Below are 16496 nucleotides of genomic sequence, written 5' to 3' on the forward strand. Positions count from 1 at the left end.
CGACAGCGAGTGGGCTCAGGATACGCGGGTGGAGCAGCCAGTCGGGGTGGTGTTCCCAGCGAAAGCCACGCCAGAGGCGGTTGAGCTTCAACTGCGCTCTCTGTTGCCTCAGTTACGTGAGCAGGGGATGCAGCAGCTCTCTGTCGAACCACACCACGATTTTTTGTTGCGCCTGGCGCAGTCGCTGGAGCAGGGTGACGCCACCCGCTGGCGGCAGCGCCTGACACCGTGGTTTACCGAGTATGCGACGCGTATTCCCCTGCGTGGGTTGATGTTCAGTTTGCCGGCGGTATCAACATCGGCGGCGCGTGTGCACGAGAAAAACTGGACTGCATCTGACCGCTGGCAGGGGGTACTGGATGACTGTCGTTCTGCCCGTGGACGCCGTGTCGGGCTGCCGTGGGAGCAGACATTGTGCTACAGCTTGCTGGCACTGATAGTGCTGTGGGGCGTGGGCAGTGTGGTGTCATTTGCGGTCAACCGTCACCAAATGGTCTCTGCCGCGCAGCAGGCACAGCAACTGGCGCAGTCGCAAGCGGTCTCTGACCAGCAACTCATGGCCCTACAAGCCCTGCGCAATGATATCGGGCGCTTACAATCTCGCGTGGCGCAGGGGGCACCTTGGTATCAGCGCTTTGGCCTGGATCATAATGCGCCGCTGCTTGAGGTCCTGATGCCGTGGTATGGCCAGGCCAACAACCGCATTCTTAGGGATGCCACCGCGCAAAGCCTGCATCAGAAACTCAGTGAACTGGCGGAACTGCCGGCTAACAGCCCGCAACGTGCGGCACTGGCAAAAACAGGCTATGACCAGTTAAAGGCCTATTTGATGATGTCACGCCCGGAAAAAGCCGATGCTGCATTTTATGCACAGGTGATGCAGACCACCGAGCCTGCGCGTGCCGGTGTGTCTCCTGGTCTGTGGCAGAGTCTGGCCCCAGACTTATGGCAATTTTATGCGCAAAATCTGCCTGCTCAGCCGGACTGGAAAATTAAACCGGATACCGGGTTGGTAAGCCAGGTACGGCAGGTCTTGCTGGGGCAGATTGGTCAGCGCAATGCAGAAAGTACGCTGTATGAAAACATGCTGCTATCGGTGCGTCGCAACTATGCCGACATGACGCTGACGGACATGACCGGCGACACTGATGCTCAGCGTCTGTTCCAGACCTCGGAATCTGTGCCCGGTATGTTTACCCGCAAGGCCTGGGATGAGCAAATTCAGCAGGCAATAGATAAAACGGTGGCCTCCCGTCGCGAAGAAATTGACTGGGTATTGAGTGATAACCGCCGTGCGGTATCAGAAGACATTTCACCGGAAGCGTTGAAAAAGCGGCTGACGGAACGTTATTTCACCGATTTTGCTGGGAGTTGGCTGAGTTTTCTCAACAGTTTGCACTGGAATGAGGCGCATAACTTGTCGGATGTGATTGACCAACTGACGCTGATGAGTGATGTACGCCAGTCGCCGCTGATTGCGCTGATGAACACGCTGGCGTGGCAAGGACAGACTGGGCAGCAGAATCAGGCGTTATCGGATTCTCTGGTGAAGTCCGCCAAGGCGCTGATGCATAAAGATCAGACCCCGGCCATTGACCAGAGTGCCGATGGGCCAGTAGGCCCGCTGGACGAGACTTTTGGCCCGCTGTTGGCATTGATGGGCAAAGGTGATGCACAAAACAGGATGTCGTCCGACAGCTCGCTGAGCCTGCAAACGTTACTCACCCGCGTGACTAGGGTACGGCTTAAGCTCCAGCAAGTGGTTAATGCCTCGAACCCACAAGAGATGACTCAGGTACTGGCCCAGACCGTTTTCCAAGGGAAAAGTGTCGACCTGACGGACACGCAGGAGTACGGCAGCCTGATTGCCGCCAGTCTGGGAGAGGAATGGAGCAGTTTTGGGCAGACGATGTTTGTTCAGCCGCTGACTCAGGCGTGGGAGACCGTGTTGCAACCTTCGTCGGCCAGCCTTAACGACCAGTGGAAAAACGCGGTGGTGGCCAATTGGAAATCAGCCTTTGACGGGCGTTACCCGTTTGCCGCCAGTAAAAGCGATGCTTCACTGCCGATGCTGGCCGAATTTATTCGTAAGGATAGCGGGCGTATCGACAGCTTCCTGACCCGTGAGCTGGGTGGCGTGCTGCATAAAGAAGGGACACGCTGGGTTCCGAGTAAAGTGAACAGCCAGGGGCTAACGTTTAACCCGGACTTTCTGGCGGCCATTAATCAACTGAGTCAAGTCTCCGATATTCTGTTCACTGACGGCAGTCAGGGGCTGCGCTTTGAGCTACTGGCACGTCCAGTTCCGAATGTGGTGGAAACCAATTTAGCGATTGATGGACAGAAATTGCATTATTTCAACCAGATGGAAAGTTGGCAGAGTTTCCGCTGGCCGGGTGATACCTACAAACCCGGCACGCTATTGACCTGGACTGGCGTGAATTCCGGGGCCCGTTTATACGGTGATTATCAGGGGACATGGGGATTGATCCGCTGGCTGGAACAGGCAAAACAGAAAAAGCTGGATGAAGGGCGTTATCAACTGACCTTCACCACCATGGATAACCAATCACTGCAATGGATATTACGCACCGAGCTGGGCAAAGGCCCATTAGGTCTGCTGCAACTGCGTAACTTCACCCTGCCTGCGCAAATTTTTCTGATACAGAACGCCCCTCCAGCGGCATCTGATCGGACCGATGATGAGGATATGGCAGAGGATTAATCTCTTTTGTCACCCCCTGATATTGACCAACAGGAGCCATGATGGCGACGTTAAATACCCTGATCACTGCCTGTGCCGCGGCCCCTGATTCACTGTTATTAAAGGCAGAACAACAGGTTACACTTTGGGAGCGCTGGTTGCAGCCGGTGACGACTGACCAGCACAGTGGAGAAGACCTCAGTTACAATGACGACTTCCAGCAGATGCGTGAAGAGGTCAATAAACTCTCAGGTGCTGATACCACGTTAGCCAGCGAGCTGGCAGAAAAACTGTTAACCCTGCATGGCAAAGATGTGCGGGTGGCAACCTATTACATTTGGGCGCGTTTACACCGTGATGGCGAGGCTGGGCTGGCGGATGGACTGGCACTGCTGGCCGGGCTTATCAGCCGTTTTGGTGAAACCCTGCATCCGTTGCGCGCAGCCAGTCGGAAAACTGCGCTGGAATGGCTATCGAGTTCTCGCGTGCTGGACAGTTTGTCGCTCTATCCTGAAGTGGATAATGCGGATTTTGCACGCATCGTTGGCGCACTGGCGTTAATCGAACAGAGCCTTAGCTGCTGGGATGACGCATCCCGTCCGCAGTTTGGTGGATTGTATCTTGCCTTGGAACATCGTCTGGCGCAGTCCGGTGGACCGAATGCGGTGGTGCCACAAAACAGCAGCGGGTCATCATCGGCAGGGAGTCAGGGCCAGACTGCTATGGTTTCACCGGAGTTGCGGCCAGTCCAGTCGGGGCGTGACCTGCTCGACCAGGCTAAAACGTTAGCAAAATACCTGCGTAACCAGCCGCAGGGATGGCTCTCTGGGCATCATCTTATCAAGAGCGTGCGCTGGGATACGGTACACCAGTCACCGCCGTTGGATGTGAGTGGACGAACCAGACTGGTACCGCCGCGCCCGGAATATCGCGCGCTGCTCAAGCGTCTTTATCTGCAACAAAACTGGCTGGAGTTGTTGGAACAGGCGGAATCGATATTTGCCGAAGGGGTCAACCATTTCTGGCTCGATGTGCAGTGGTATCTGCATCAGGCACTCAGTAAAGCGGGAGCCCCATTCGATGGCTGGGCAGCTTGTATCACCCAGGATTTACGTCTGTTACTGACCCGGCTACCAGGGCTGGAAGGGCTATGCTGGAGTGACGGCACGCCGTTTGCTGATGAGGTGACGCTGGGGTGGATAAACCAGCAGGTGCTGGAGTCGGTGTCGGGCTGGGGCAGCGAGCCTGCTGCCGTGGTGTCATCCGGTGAAGATGGCATTCTGTTGCTGGAGCCAGAAGCTCTGGCTCAGGCGGACAGTGAAGGGATTGAAGCCGCACTTAACTGGTTGCAATCCCGTCCGGGTATTACCACTGCCCGCCATCAGTGGCTGCTGCGTTTGGTGATGGCCCGCGTGGCGGAGCAGTACGGCAAGAACGATATGGCACTGCATCTGTTGATTGACCTTGATAGCAGCGGCGCATTGCTAACCTTGCCGCAGTGGGAGCCGGGGCTGGCGTTTGAAGTCAAAGCCCGAAGTCTGAAGCTGCTGCGGATGAAAGCACAACGCAGCGACAGTGACAAAACCCGCCTGCATGTCGAAATGGAAAGCCTGCTCAGTGGGCTTATTGCCCTTGACCCGGCCCGTGCGGCCGTATTATGCGGATAACCGAAAAGAAAAATATTGCATAAAAAACGTGTTTTTCCTTGCTCCACGCCATTTCTGAAACACTGTTTTCCTGTATTTCACCCTTTCCATTAGCACAATGAAAAATATCATTATGGATGACTTAACCCTGCGTTATTTTGACGCCGAAATGCGCTACCTACGCGAAGCGGGCGAAGAGTTTGCTCGTGCGCACCCTGATCGGGCTGCCGGATTAAATCTGGATAAAGTCGGGGCGCATGACCCCTATGTGGAACGTCTGTTTGAAGGCTTTGCCTTCCTGATGGGCCGACTGCGGGAAAAACTGGATGACGACCTGCCGGAGCTGACTGAAGGGTTGGTCAGCCTGCTGTGGCCGCACTACCTGCGTACCATTCCGTCGCTTTCTATTGTGGAGTTCACCCCACAATGGCAGGGGATGAAAGAGCGTATGGGGGTGAGCAAAGGTTTTGAAGTGCTTTCCCGCCCCATTGGGGAGCGTGAAACCCGCTGTCGCTACACCACCACGCAGGATATGGACTTACTCCCGCTGACACTACGCCGTGCCGAATTGGACAGCGAACCAGATGGCCGATCGGTTATCCGGCTGCGCTTTGATTGCAGCGCACTGGCCGACTGGAGCCGTATCAACCTGAGCCGCCTGCCGCTCTATTTTGATGCCGATGCGCCACTGGCTTGCGCCCTGCATGAGGCGCTGACCCTGAATACCGCCAAACTCTGGATCCGTCTGCCGGGGCAGGCTGATCGCCAGCCGCTGGACGGCTATTTTGCCCCGCTGGGGTTCGGTGAGAAGGATACCTTGTGGCCGAAGGCAGACAGCGCGTTCAGTGGTTATCAGCTCCTGCTGGAGTATTTCACCTTCCGCGAAAAGTTTATGTTTGTTGCGTTGAAGGGGTTGGAGGGGGTCGAACTACCAGCGGAACTGCCCTGGTTTGAGATTGATGTGGTGCTGGAAAAACGCTGGGAACATGATTTTTCATTCTCCGAAAAGAATCTGCGCCTGCATTGTGTGCCGGTGATTAACCTGTTCCCGCTGGAATCTGACCCACTGTCGCTCTCTTCATTACAGACTGAATATCAGCTGCGCCCGATGCGCATTCAGGACGGCTATACCGAAATTTATTCGGTAGATTCAGTGATTTCTTCCCGCCATAGTGGGCATCAGGTCTATGTCCCTTTCACCAGTTTCCGCCACAAGGGCGGAATGTTGCGCCATGATGCGCCTGAGTATTACTACCATACGCGGGTCAAACGCGGGCCTTCGGGATTACACGATACCTGGTTGGTGCTGGGGGGGGAGGCGTTTGATAACCACAGCGTACCGGATAATGAAAACTTGTCACTGAGCCTGACCGGCACCAATGGGCAGTTACCGCGTAAAGCGCTACAAAGCACGGTACTGGATACTGTGGTGAAGTCTACCGGTGCCCAGGTTCGGGTGCGTAATCTGTCGGCGCCTTCGTTGCCGTGCTATCCGCCCAACCGTGACCGTTTTCATTGGCGGGTACTGAGCCATCTGGGTAGCAGTTTTTTGTGGATGATGGATAACGCTGAAGTGCTGCGCGGAACGCTGGCGCTGTATGACTGGACGGACAACGAAATGAACCGACGTCGACTGGAGGCTATCGCCGAGGTTAAACATAGCGAGATTGAACGCTTTGAGCGGGGCTATCTGTTGCGCGGGGTGCACATTGAAATCACTCTCGACAGCAACGGCTTTACCGGTACCGGGGATATTTGTCTGTTCGGGGAAATGCTCAGTCGCTTCTTTTCCCTGTATACCGATATTCATCTGTTTAATCGTCTGACTCTGATACTGCAACCGACAGGAGAACGTTTGGAATGGGAAGAGAATCACACGACCCGCATTCCCGGCTGATCACTCGGCTTAAGCGGGATATCGGACAGATCAATTTTTACCGCTTCTGTCAGTTGCTGGAGCAACAACCGGGAACCTTGCCGCTGGGGAGTACCAATAGCCCAGCGGATGATCCGGTGCGCTTTCGTCCGCATCCGGGCATGGGGTTCCCGGTCAGTGAGCTGAAGGCGCTGGAAACTGATCCGGCGCAGCCTGATGCCCCGCTGACGGCGCGCACCACCTTTATGGGGTTGTACGGTGTGGATTCGCCACTGCCGACAGCCTATATCGACGATATCACCCAGCAGCGCGAAGGGCATGAGGCGCTGGAAGGGTTCCTCGATATTTTCAACCATCGTTTTATGACGCAGTTTTATCGCATTTGGCGCAAATATTCCTATCCGGCCACTTTTGAGTCGGGCGGCAAAGATAGCACCTCCCAAAGCCTGTTGGGGCTGATTGGCATGGGTATTCCAGGTTCGCAGCAGCATTTTGCCACCCCGACATCACGCTTTCTGGCCCTGCTGGGGGTGATGCGTCAACCGGGGCGAACTGCCGAAGGGGTACAGGCACTGGTCCGACTGCTGGCCCCCTTTACGCAGGCTGATGTGACGCCCCATTGCCTGCGTACGGTTCGTCTGACCTCACAGATGACATTTGCCGACGAAGGGGGCAACTGGCTGGACGGTTACACCGTACTGGGCGATGAGGCCATCGATGCCAACAGTCAGTTACTGATTTCTCTGCAGACGGCAGACCGCGACGAGGCCGGTGACTGGTTACCGGATGGCCCGCTGTATACCGATTTTCTGGTGCTGTTGCGGGTGTATCTGGGCTGGCGCTATCGAGCCTGTATTCAACTGACTGTCGCAACACGGTTGCTGCCGGCGTTGGTGTTGGATGAGACGCCGGTAAGATTGGGACTGACCGGGGTGCTGGGGCTGGATGACGATACGCTGTCAGACGATATACCTGAATACTATACCGTGGAGCTGGGACACTACAGTGGACTGACTCCACAGAAATACCAAGAAGGAAACCGACGTGTTAGCTATTACTTCGAAAAATAAAATCTGTACTTCGAAAAATAAAACTTGGGCCGCCTGGAAAAATAAAATCTGCATCTCAGCATTGGTTTTATTGCTCAGTGGCTGTGGGCTGACGCAAGCAGTGACTGATGGCACCGTATCGGCCACAAAATCACTGTTTTATAAGCAGATAAAGGTACTGCATTTGGATTTTACCGCCCGTGAGGCTCTGAATACCGATGAGCACGAAGCGAACTCGTCATCGGAGCCGGTGATGGTGCGGGTTTATCAGTTACGTGATGATAAAACCTTCTTAAAAACGGTGTATCAACAACTGGCGAGCGACGGGGAGGCGGCACTTAAAGATGACCTGCTGGCCAGCCGCAGCGTGATAGTGAAACCGGGCGGTGCGGTAACATTGGATATGCCGATGGAAAAAGATACCCGGTTTGTGGCGGTGGTAGCGCTGTTCCGCCATCCAGATATGGCCAAAGATCACTGGCGTCTGATTCTGACGCTGGACGACCTGCATCCCGATAAGCCTCGGACCCTTGAATTGGGTAATAACAGCCTGACATTGCGGGCGGAGACAAAGTAATGCCGGACGCCTCCTCGCCGTCACTGTATGAGCAATTGCTGGGCAATTTCACTGGCGGGCTTGAACTACATCAGGTCAGTGAAGCTAACCAGGTCATTCTCTCGGTGCTCGACAATATGCAGCGCATTCTCAACTGCCGCGCCGGTACACTCAGTCATCTGCCCGATTATGGTCTGCCGGATATGAGCGAGATCCTACAGGGATTGCCGGGCAGTGCGCACGCGCTGCTGACTACGCTCTCAGCCACGTTGCTAAAATATGAGCCACGGTTGAAAAGTATCAACGTGCTGCTACTGCCACAATCCGCTCCTGGCCATCTGGAGTATGCCATTGAGGCGGAACTGAAAGGGCTAGGACTGGTGCGTTACGGCACGGCATTTATGCCGGAAGGCCGGGTGCTGATACGTCATCTTAAACAACAACATTATCTCAATCCGGGTGAGTCATCTTAACGCCTATTCAGGGAAGACAAACACATGATATCGAATACTGAGCGCACGGTTAAAACCGGCGGTGACCCCCGCCATTTTGCTGAATTTAGTGCCTTACGTGACGAAATCGGCAAATTACATCATCCAGCTCGCCCGGATGTTGACTGGGGGCGGGTCGAGCAGCTTTGTTTGGCGCTGTTTCGCCAGAACGGGGTTGAGTTGCAGACCACGGTAGATTTTACCTTGGCACGTACGCACATTGCCGGTCTTGCCGGGTTGTGTGAAGGGTTGGAGCTGTTGGCGGGCTTGCTGTCTCATCAGTGGAGTGCATTATGGCCGCTGCAAACACATGCCCGGGTGGCGTTATTGGCCTGGTTGAGTGACCGGTTGCAGCAAGTTTGGCGCACCATGACGTTATGCTACGGTGACCTGGCTCAGGTGTACCGGGCAGAGCGTGCGTTGGAACAGTTGTGCACGCAGTTGCAAACGCTAGAGCTCAAACATCTGAGTAAATTGGATGGGGTGCGCCTGATGTTGCATAACGCAGCACTACGTCTGGAGAGCGCCGAGGCCGCCGCTGATACGCCAGACCGATTAAGTATTCCAGTACGGCATGCCGGTGTCTCTGAACCACAACGACAGCCACAACCGACATTCTCGTCGGCTGCGGTCAGCGAACCACTGGTTTATCTTGTCAACGAACCGGCCCCGGCGCGTGTTGAGGTGGAGTTGTCGCCGCCTTTGCCGCCCCCACCACGTTGGAAAGCGGGGCAGGGGTTTGTCGCCGGGCTATCGCTGATGGCCGTTTTGATGGTGGGCAGTTTCTTTATCTGGCAGTCGCTGTCATCTAATCCATTGCGCGAGGCATTGCTGACCAGCGTCGCGCCATTACCTGCGCCACTGGCAGCCAAATCAATCGATGAACTGAGAAAACAAACCTCAGATGCTGAGTTGGTACGATTGGCTGGCCCGGTATTGCAAGGCAGTGGCACACAGTTGGAACAACTGACACAGTTACCGCCGTTATGGGCACAAATGCGGGGGGATGGGGTGTTATCACAAGCGCAGCAACTGTGGCCCGCCAGTCAAGAAGTCAACCGACTGAGTGCATTATGGCAACAACAACGAGAAGCCGGTGCTGCGCCATTGGTGGAGTTGAAACACTATGCATTGGCACAAGAGCGTTTGCGGCAACTGGCAGAGCGACTGAATGGATTGGATGAAAAGAAGGGACGCTATATGACGGTTTCGGAGCTGAAAACGGTGGTGTTTGCGATACAACAGCCGCTGGCAAAAACCTTACCGCTGGAAGAGTTGTTGCGTCAGTATCAGGTACAGTCCGAGTCAGGGCAGACTCCGTCATCGGCACTGCGCCAACAGATTGACAGTCGGTTTAGTCAACTGCTGAACCGCTATGCGTTGCTGGCGTTACCCAATACGGAACAGCACCCGTAGCTGAGACCGCCGTTATCCCTATAGCAACTTAGGGGTAACGGTGTAATAAATCTGCTACCTGACAAAGTTAGGGTTTTCATCAGATGATTTGAATAATTTTATACATTCAAATCAATTAATCTTGGCATTCATACAGATAAAGACACATATTTGGCAATGGTATTTGTGAAGGCAGAGGATGTCACGGCGGCCCCCCTGCTACAAGCGCGTCATGTGATGAAAAGTTGCCCAAAATGAATAAACAAAAAAAGTATGAAATAGCCCCATTGAAAGATAGCAGTGAGAGCCTGCAAGGTATTGAAATCAGTGCGGAGAAAAGTGAGTGAACGCGAACGCCACGGTCCCATCTTCCCGACATGTATTTCACTATGCCCCGTTTCGAAACTTGTTTTTTGCCCGCCTCCTCACGGTATTAGGTAATGGAATCGCACCGATTGCACTGGCTTTCGCAGTGTTGGATATCGGCGGTTCCGCAGCAGATTTAGGTCTGGTGGTAGCTGCACGTTCTGTTTTCAATGTTGCCTTCTTATTGATTGGTGGAGTACTTGCGGATCGTTACTCGCGAAGTAAGGTTCTGCTGTCTTCATCTGTTATTGCCGCCTTATCTCAAGGGATTGTTGCCTGGTTGGTGCTGGATGGAACAGCCACAATTATGTGGTTAGCGGTCCTTGGGACGATTAACGGCGCGGCAGCGGGTATTGCCCTTCCTGCTTCTTCAGCAATGGTTCCACAAACAGTACCAGCACGTAACCTCAGGGAAGCAAACGCTTTTATCCAGTTGGGCATCTATGGCGGGACGGTGATTGGCGCCTCACTGGGCGGGGTTCTGACGGCTGCCATTGGGCCTGGCTGGGGATTGGCCGTCGATGCCTTGGGGTTTGCCGCTTCAGCACCGCTTTATCTCTTGATTCGAACCGCCTCGGCACAGCTCCTCACATCGCAAACCAATATCTTGCAGGATCTACGGGATGGCTGGCAGGAGTTTATTGCTCGTGCGTGGGTGTGGACTATTGTTGCCCAGTTCACTATTGTTAATGCCGCTTTTAGCGGCGTAGTGATGATCCTTGGCCCGATAGTGGCTGATGCTTCATTTGGGCGTGCCAGTTGGGGGATTATTGTTGCCGCACAAAGTATTGGCCTGATTGCCGGTTCTTTTATTGCACTCCGCTGGCGGCCACGACGCGATCTGTTTATTGGTGTCCTTCTGGTTGCACTTTGTGCAGTCCCTATCACTCTCCTTAGTATGGTGTCTTCGACTGCCATCCTTATGGGGGCATTTTTTATTGCCGGCGTCGGTTTTGGGCAATTCGGTGTTGTGTGGGCACATTCTCTACAAACCCATATTCCACCCGAGAAACTCGCGCGTGTTTATGCCTATGATGCGATGGGGTCATTTGTGGCAATTCCTATCGGGGAACTTGCTGCGGGGCCTCTCGCTATGCATTATGGCAGCCGGGCCGTTTTGCTGGCTTCAGCCGTTGCTGTCGTGATAGCGACTATCGCCGCTAGCCTGACGCCGGCAATTAGGCGACTAAATAATGCCGCTCAGGTGAAGCAGCATATTTAGAGGCTTTGCCGCAGTTCATCAGGCGGCAAAGCTTATCCAGTGATACTGTTGGCGCTTAGCTACAATATCACTGGGGGATTACGGCTTACAGTGCTCAGCGATGATGCGAATATCTTTTGGTGTGGTACGACAGCAACCGCCAATCAGTCGTGCTCCCAGGCGCTGCCATTCCCCAACCAGATCAATCAGGTGGTTGTGTCCGCCACCACAGGCATGCCAGGTTTTGCTTACAGCATCGTAATGTTCCCCTGAGTTTGGATACACCAACAGTGGCTTGTCAGCCAATGCAGCAAACTGCTGTAGCGCCGGGGTCACGTTTTCCAGCGCAATGCAGTTTATGCCGATGGCCAGTACTTGCTGATTGCCGCGCAGTAGCGCCAGAACTTCGGTCAGGGGGGTACCGTCACTCAGGTGTTGGCTGTCGCGTAGCGTGAATGCGAACCAGCCACCCAAAGTAGGGAATTGTTGCAGTAGTGTTAGTAACGCTTGCAACTCATCGAACGATGGCAGTGTTTCACAGGCCAGCAGGTCAACCCCAGCCTCAGCCAGTGCCGCGATACGTGGCCGGTGGAAGGCGATCATCTCATCCTGTGGCAGCCGGTAATCGCCTCGATACTCAGATCCATCTGCGAGATAAGCGCCGTATGGGCCAACGGAACCGGCAATCAGCAGCGGCTCAGCTTGCGGGTGCTGATTCAAAAAGTCGTTGCGTGCCTGCTGTGCCAACTGAACGCTTTTGGCAATGAGTTCCAACGATTGTTGCTGGTCGAGGCCACGGCGCAGGAAACCCTGTGGGGTCGCCTGGTAACTGGCGGTGATGGCACATTGTGCCCCTGCGTTAAAATAGTCCAAGTGAACCTGATAAATTAGTTCAGGATTCTCAATTAGCACCTTAGCGGACCACAGCGGATCACTAAGAGAGCAACCTCGCGCCTCCAGTTCAGTGGCTAATGCGCCATCCAAAATCAATGTGCGATCAGCGCTTAAGAGCGCAGAGATAGGGTTGTTAACCGGCATGACTCTCTCCCAATGGTTGGTTTTTCCCGGCACGATGGGTCAGGTAATAGGTGATATAGCACAAGGCAACAAAGGGTAGCCCGCAGTATAGGGCGATACGTTGCTCAGGATCGAAGGCCAGACCGATACAGGCTAACAGGCACAGGCTGAAGCCTGCGATCGGCGTCAGCGGGTAACCCGGCGCGCGGTACTTCAGTCCCTCGATTGGCAGCCCACTGCGTAGGTAGTTGCGGCGAAAAACATAGTGGGCTGCGCAGATACTCAGCCAGACTGCGACGACGGCAAAACCAGAAATCGCTGATAGTGCGACAAACACCGTATCTGGCGCGATAACACTGGTCAACAGTGCCAACAAGCCGCCGAGCATGCTAAAGATCAGCGCATTAATAGGAATGCCGCGTTTATTGATGTGGGAAAAATAAGCAGGCAGTGTTCGCTGATTGGCCAATGACCACAGCATGCGGCCAGAGGCGTAAAGACCAGAGTTAGCGGCTGACAGGATGGCAGTCAGGATCACGAAATTGAAGATATCGGCGGCATAGGGTACACCGATACGTTCAAATACCAGTACAAACGGGCTTTTGACAACCTCGGCCTGATCCATCGGGATCAACGCAGCCAGAATAAATACCGTACCGATAAAGAAAACACTCAGGCGGATCACTGTGGTGCGGATTGCCCACGGAATCGCTTTTTCTGGTTTCTCTGTTTCGCCCGCAGCGATACCGATTAACTCGGTGCCGGAGAAAGCGAAATTGACCGCCACCATGGTCATCAGGATCGGTAAGGTGCCGTTTGGCAGCCAGTCAGATTGGGTCAGATTGTGCAGGAAGGGGGCAGGTGTGCCGTCCTTCATCGGTAATAGGCCGAACATCGCCGCACCGCCCAAAATGATAAACGCCAAAATGGTGACGACCTTGATCAGTGAGAACCAGAATTCGCTTTCGGCAAAGAAGCGGGTAGTGACCACATTGAGCAGAAAAATAGCCAGACAAAAGATAAGGCACCATAACCACACCGGTGATTGAGGGAACCAATACTGCATACAGAACCCAGCGGCGGTCAGACTGGAACCGAGGGCTACTGTCCAGGTCAGCCAGTATAACCAGGCAACGGTATAGCCAGTGGCTGGGCCAAGATAGCGGGAAGCATACACGTGAAAAGCCCCGGTTTCTGGCATTGCTACCGACAGTTCACCCAGGCAGAGCATTACCAGATAGACCACCACAGCACCTATCATATAGGCCAACAGTGTGCCGAGGGCACCCGTGGTGGATATTATATAGCCGGTGTTGAAGAATAAGCCGGTGCCAATCACGCCCCCGAGAGAGAGCATCACCAGATGCCGGGCCTTCATTGTACGTTTGAACTGCCCTTCGACGGGAACAGGTGAGTGCATGATATTTTATCCGTTTAGACGTCTATATCTCTAAATGGCTGTTAGTTATACCGGCAATACCTTATGAAATCAATGCTAGATCAACAGTTATCACTTAAGAAGAGCATGGCGCGAGGGGGGAGGGGATTTAGCGCGTTAGAGGTGCGTGGTGAATAAACACCGGCACATACTATAGGGTATGTGCCGGCTTATACTGGGTTTCCGTCTTCTGGCCGGTTGATGCCACCATGAATACTGGCTTTTAGCCAAGTTGCGTAAACATCGGTAATAACAAAGACAGTTTGATCACTACTGCATTGGCGATATCCAGGAAGAAAGCACCGACCATCGGTACAATCAGAAACGCAACGTGAGATGGTCCGAAACGCTTGGTAATCGCTTGCATATTCGCAATTGCTGTTGGAGTTGCCCCCAAACCTAAACCACAATGCCCAGCAGCAAGAACGGCCGCATCATAATTCTTTCCCATAATCCGATAAGTGACAAATATGGCATACAGAGCCATGGTTAGCGTCTGCACCAATAAAATCGCCAACATCGGTAATGCCAGAGACGCCAATTCCCACAATCTCAGGCTCATCAGCGCTATTGCCAGAAAAAGGGAGAGGCTTACGTTACCAACTACGGAGACTGCACGGTCAAAAACCTGATAAAACCCGGTATAAGTGAGTAGATTACTAAGAATAACCCCGACAAATAAGACATAGACGAAGATCGGTAATTCAAATAGAGATCCCGCCAGTAACCCCGAGATATAGCGACCAGCCATCAAACAAATGGCAATCATGGCGATAGTTTCTACTAATACCAGCGCAGTGATCATCCGCCCTGACTGAGGTTTCTCGAAGGTTGTGGGTTGCAAGGCATCTTCGGCTCTGCCATTGGGAGTGGCGGAATGTTTAATGAGATAAAGGGCAATAGGGCCGGCGATCAAGCCACCTAATACCAAACCGAAAGTTGCGCAGGCCATGGCAACTTCCGTAGCATTACTTAAGCCATAATTCTCCGCAAATACGGCACTCCAAGCCGCACCGGTGCCATGCCCACCAGAAAGTGTTATGGTTCCCACCAGCAGCCCCATCAGTGGCTCCAGCCCCAGAATTTTGGCCATACCGATGCCAACCATATTTTGCAGTAACAGCAAACCAATAACGACCACAAAAAACTTTATCAATACCTTACCGCCAGCCCTTAAGCTTGCCAGATTCGCATTAAGGCCAATTGAGGCAAAAAAAGTCAGCATTAGCGGATCACGTAGTGATGTATCAAAGCTGGCTTCCCAACCGGTTGTCTGATGAATAAGCAGAAACAGTAATGCGAACAGCAAACCACCCGCAATAGGTTCCGGGATAGCATATTTTTGTAGTAGAGGAATATTCTGGACACATTGCCTTCCTAGCAATAGCACCAGCGTTGCAGCAACGAGCGTACCATAAGCATCAAAGTGAAACATATCGAGGCCCCACACAGGTAAAATAGTGATCTGTTATTTAAGTTTTTTAAATAGGGCTAACAAACATATATTGGAGGATTCATGGTGACGCTCCTGATAACGGTGAGGCTAAGGAACTTTTTCGTGTAGGAATTCTATTAGCATAAAGAATAGCTAAATTAACGTTATCGCTTAATTAAAGCGTAGCACGACTTTCTTTTATCCTGTGTCTTTGGTGATGCTTTTCTGTATAACATGTTGTTTAAACAATAGATAATGGAATCTGGCATCACTTATTAGTTGCCTACCACCACAGAAAATAGCGGCTCGATATCATTATGAATTTGCTCCGAGCGATAAAGCCCGGAGCTTGTAATCTATTAGCTAATAAACTCAACGGCCCCGCCATTGAGATTATACATTGCGCCAACTATTTTAATTTTCCCCTCTTTCTCTAATCCATTGAGAATACTACTCCGGCTCCGTATTTCATTGATCGTATGCTGAACATTGGTTTTAGCAACGGCATCGACAAACTGATCATTTTTACCGGTTCTTTCTCCGTTAAATTGGGTTGCGTCAATTGCTGGCTTAATTTGATTTAACAAGCCGGTCAGATTACCGAGTTCTACGCCGTCGATTGCCCCCCGAACTGCGCCACACGAAGTATGCCCCAAGACCAGAACTACTTTTGCTCCCGCGGCCGCACAGGCAAACTCCATACTGCCCAACAAATCGTTATTGGCAATGTTACCGGCAATACGGGCATTAAACGTTTCACCAATCCCGGTATCAAAAAGAATTTCCGCCGGAGCCCGTGAGTCAATACAACTGAGAATAACCGCCGCGGGGAATTGACCTTCAGCACTGGCCCGTTTTTGAGCCAAATAATCATGCTGTTGCATCTTGCCTGCTCTAAAGCGGATATTCCCTTCTTTCATGCCAGCAATAATTTGCTCCGGAGTGAGTTTATCTCGCTCTTCACGCGTTAATGCTGCTGCGTAAGATATCCCTGGTGTGGCTAGAGTTAATCCACTGGCGATACCAAGCACCGACATTCCTACCGCAGTTTTTAATAGTGAGCGCCGTTGTTTGGAATGTTTAATATCTGATTGATTGATTGGGGGTTGTGACATGTTTATCTCCTCAAATATGATTTTTGGTACATTTTCATTTAGACACTATATGGAATAGCTGAATAGTGCTTATGAATGTAGCTTGCTATTGCTCAATAGTGAGCATTTCCAGATATTTCTTGTGGTATGAGTATCAATGAGTATCAATGAGTTAAGGAGAAAAACCCACGTGTGCGGGTTGGGGATATAAAGGCATTTAACGGCTAA

The 16496-nt window shown here is 52.7% G+C and carries 12 protein-coding genes; 8 read left to right on the forward strand and 4 right to left on the reverse strand.

What is annotated here, in order from left to right; all coding sequences use genetic code 11:
* Positions 1–127: 127 nt before the first annotated feature.
* From A6J66_020565 to A6J66_020600, 8 genes are all read left to right on the forward strand, one after another.
* Complete coding sequence (locus tag A6J66_020565) at positions 128–2725, forward strand: type VI secretion protein VasK (protein ID PNM27101.1); 2598 nt, start codon at positions 128–130, stop codon at positions 2723–2725.
* 41 nt (positions 2726–2766) lie between these two features.
* On the forward strand, positions 2767–4371 hold the full coding sequence (locus A6J66_020570) for a type VI secretion system protein TssA (GenBank protein PNM26341.1): 1605 nt from the start codon (positions 2767–2769) through the stop codon (positions 4369–4371).
* Between the two features lie 112 nt (positions 4372–4483).
* The gene (gene vasA / locus A6J66_020575; GenBank protein ID PNM26342.1) at positions 4484–6247 is read left to right on the forward strand and encodes a type VI secretion system baseplate subunit TssF; all 1764 of its coding nucleotides are present in this window, start codon (positions 4484–4486) and stop codon (positions 6245–6247) included.
* Positions 6211–7296 carry a type VI secretion system baseplate subunit TssG gene (locus A6J66_020580; protein PNM26343.1) on the forward strand — a complete coding sequence of 362 codons (1086 nt, stop codon included), beginning with the start codon at positions 6211–6213 and terminating at the stop codon, positions 7294–7296. Before vasA ends, A6J66_020580 begins: the two co-directional genes overlap by 37 nt.
* Complete coding sequence (locus tag A6J66_020585; protein ID PNM26344.1) at positions 7271–7852, forward strand: type VI secretion system lipoprotein TssJ; 582 nt, start codon at positions 7271–7273, stop codon at positions 7850–7852. The genes A6J66_020580 and A6J66_020585 overlap by 26 nt, the downstream gene beginning before the upstream one ends.
* Positions 7852–8304, forward strand: coding sequence for a type VI secretion system baseplate subunit TssE (locus A6J66_020590; GenBank protein ID PNM26345.1), 453 nt, complete (start codon positions 7852–7854; stop codon positions 8302–8304). The genes A6J66_020585 and A6J66_020590 overlap by 1 nt, the downstream gene beginning before the upstream one ends.
* 24 nt (positions 8305–8328) lie before the next feature.
* Positions 8329–9738 carry a type VI secretion protein ImpA gene (locus tag A6J66_020595; protein ID PNM26346.1) on the forward strand — a complete coding sequence of 470 codons (1410 nt, stop codon included), beginning with the start codon at positions 8329–8331 and terminating at the stop codon, positions 9736–9738.
* 322 nt (positions 9739–10060) lie between these two features.
* Positions 10061–11305, forward strand: coding sequence for an MFS transporter (locus A6J66_020600; protein ID PNM26347.1), 1245 nt, complete (start codon positions 10061–10063; stop codon positions 11303–11305).
* A gap of 78 nt (positions 11306–11383) precedes the next feature.
* On the opposite strand, the gene A6J66_020605 is transcribed toward A6J66_020600, so the two are convergent.
* From A6J66_020605 to A6J66_020620, 4 genes are all read right to left on the reverse strand, one after another.
* The gene (locus A6J66_020605; GenBank protein ID PNM26348.1) at positions 11384–12322 is read right to left on the reverse strand and encodes a homocysteine S-methyltransferase; all 939 of its coding nucleotides are present in this window, start codon (positions 12320–12322) and stop codon (positions 11384–11386) included.
* Positions 12312–13721 carry an amino acid permease gene (locus tag A6J66_020610; GenBank protein ID PNM26349.1) on the reverse strand — a complete coding sequence of 470 codons (1410 nt, stop codon included), beginning with the start codon at positions 13719–13721 and terminating at the stop codon, positions 12312–12314. The genes A6J66_020605 and A6J66_020610 overlap by 11 nt, the downstream gene beginning before the upstream one ends.
* 241 nt (positions 13722–13962) lie before the next feature.
* Positions 13963–15174 (reverse strand): sodium/glutamate symporter, encoded by a 1212-nt coding sequence (gene gltS / locus A6J66_020615; GenBank protein ID PNM26350.1) that lies wholly within the window; start codon positions 15172–15174, stop codon positions 13963–13965.
* 359 nt (positions 15175–15533) lie between these two features.
* Positions 15534–16289: a carbonic anhydrase gene (locus A6J66_020620; GenBank protein PNM26351.1), complete on the reverse strand. Its 756-nt coding sequence runs from the start codon at positions 16287–16289 to the stop codon at positions 15534–15536.
* Between the last annotated feature and the right edge of the window lie 207 nt (positions 16290–16496).

Source organism: Yersinia enterocolitica (genome assembly GCA_002082245.2).
Taxonomy (GTDB): domain Bacteria; phylum Pseudomonadota; class Gammaproteobacteria; order Enterobacterales; family Enterobacteriaceae; genus Yersinia; species Yersinia enterocolitica_E.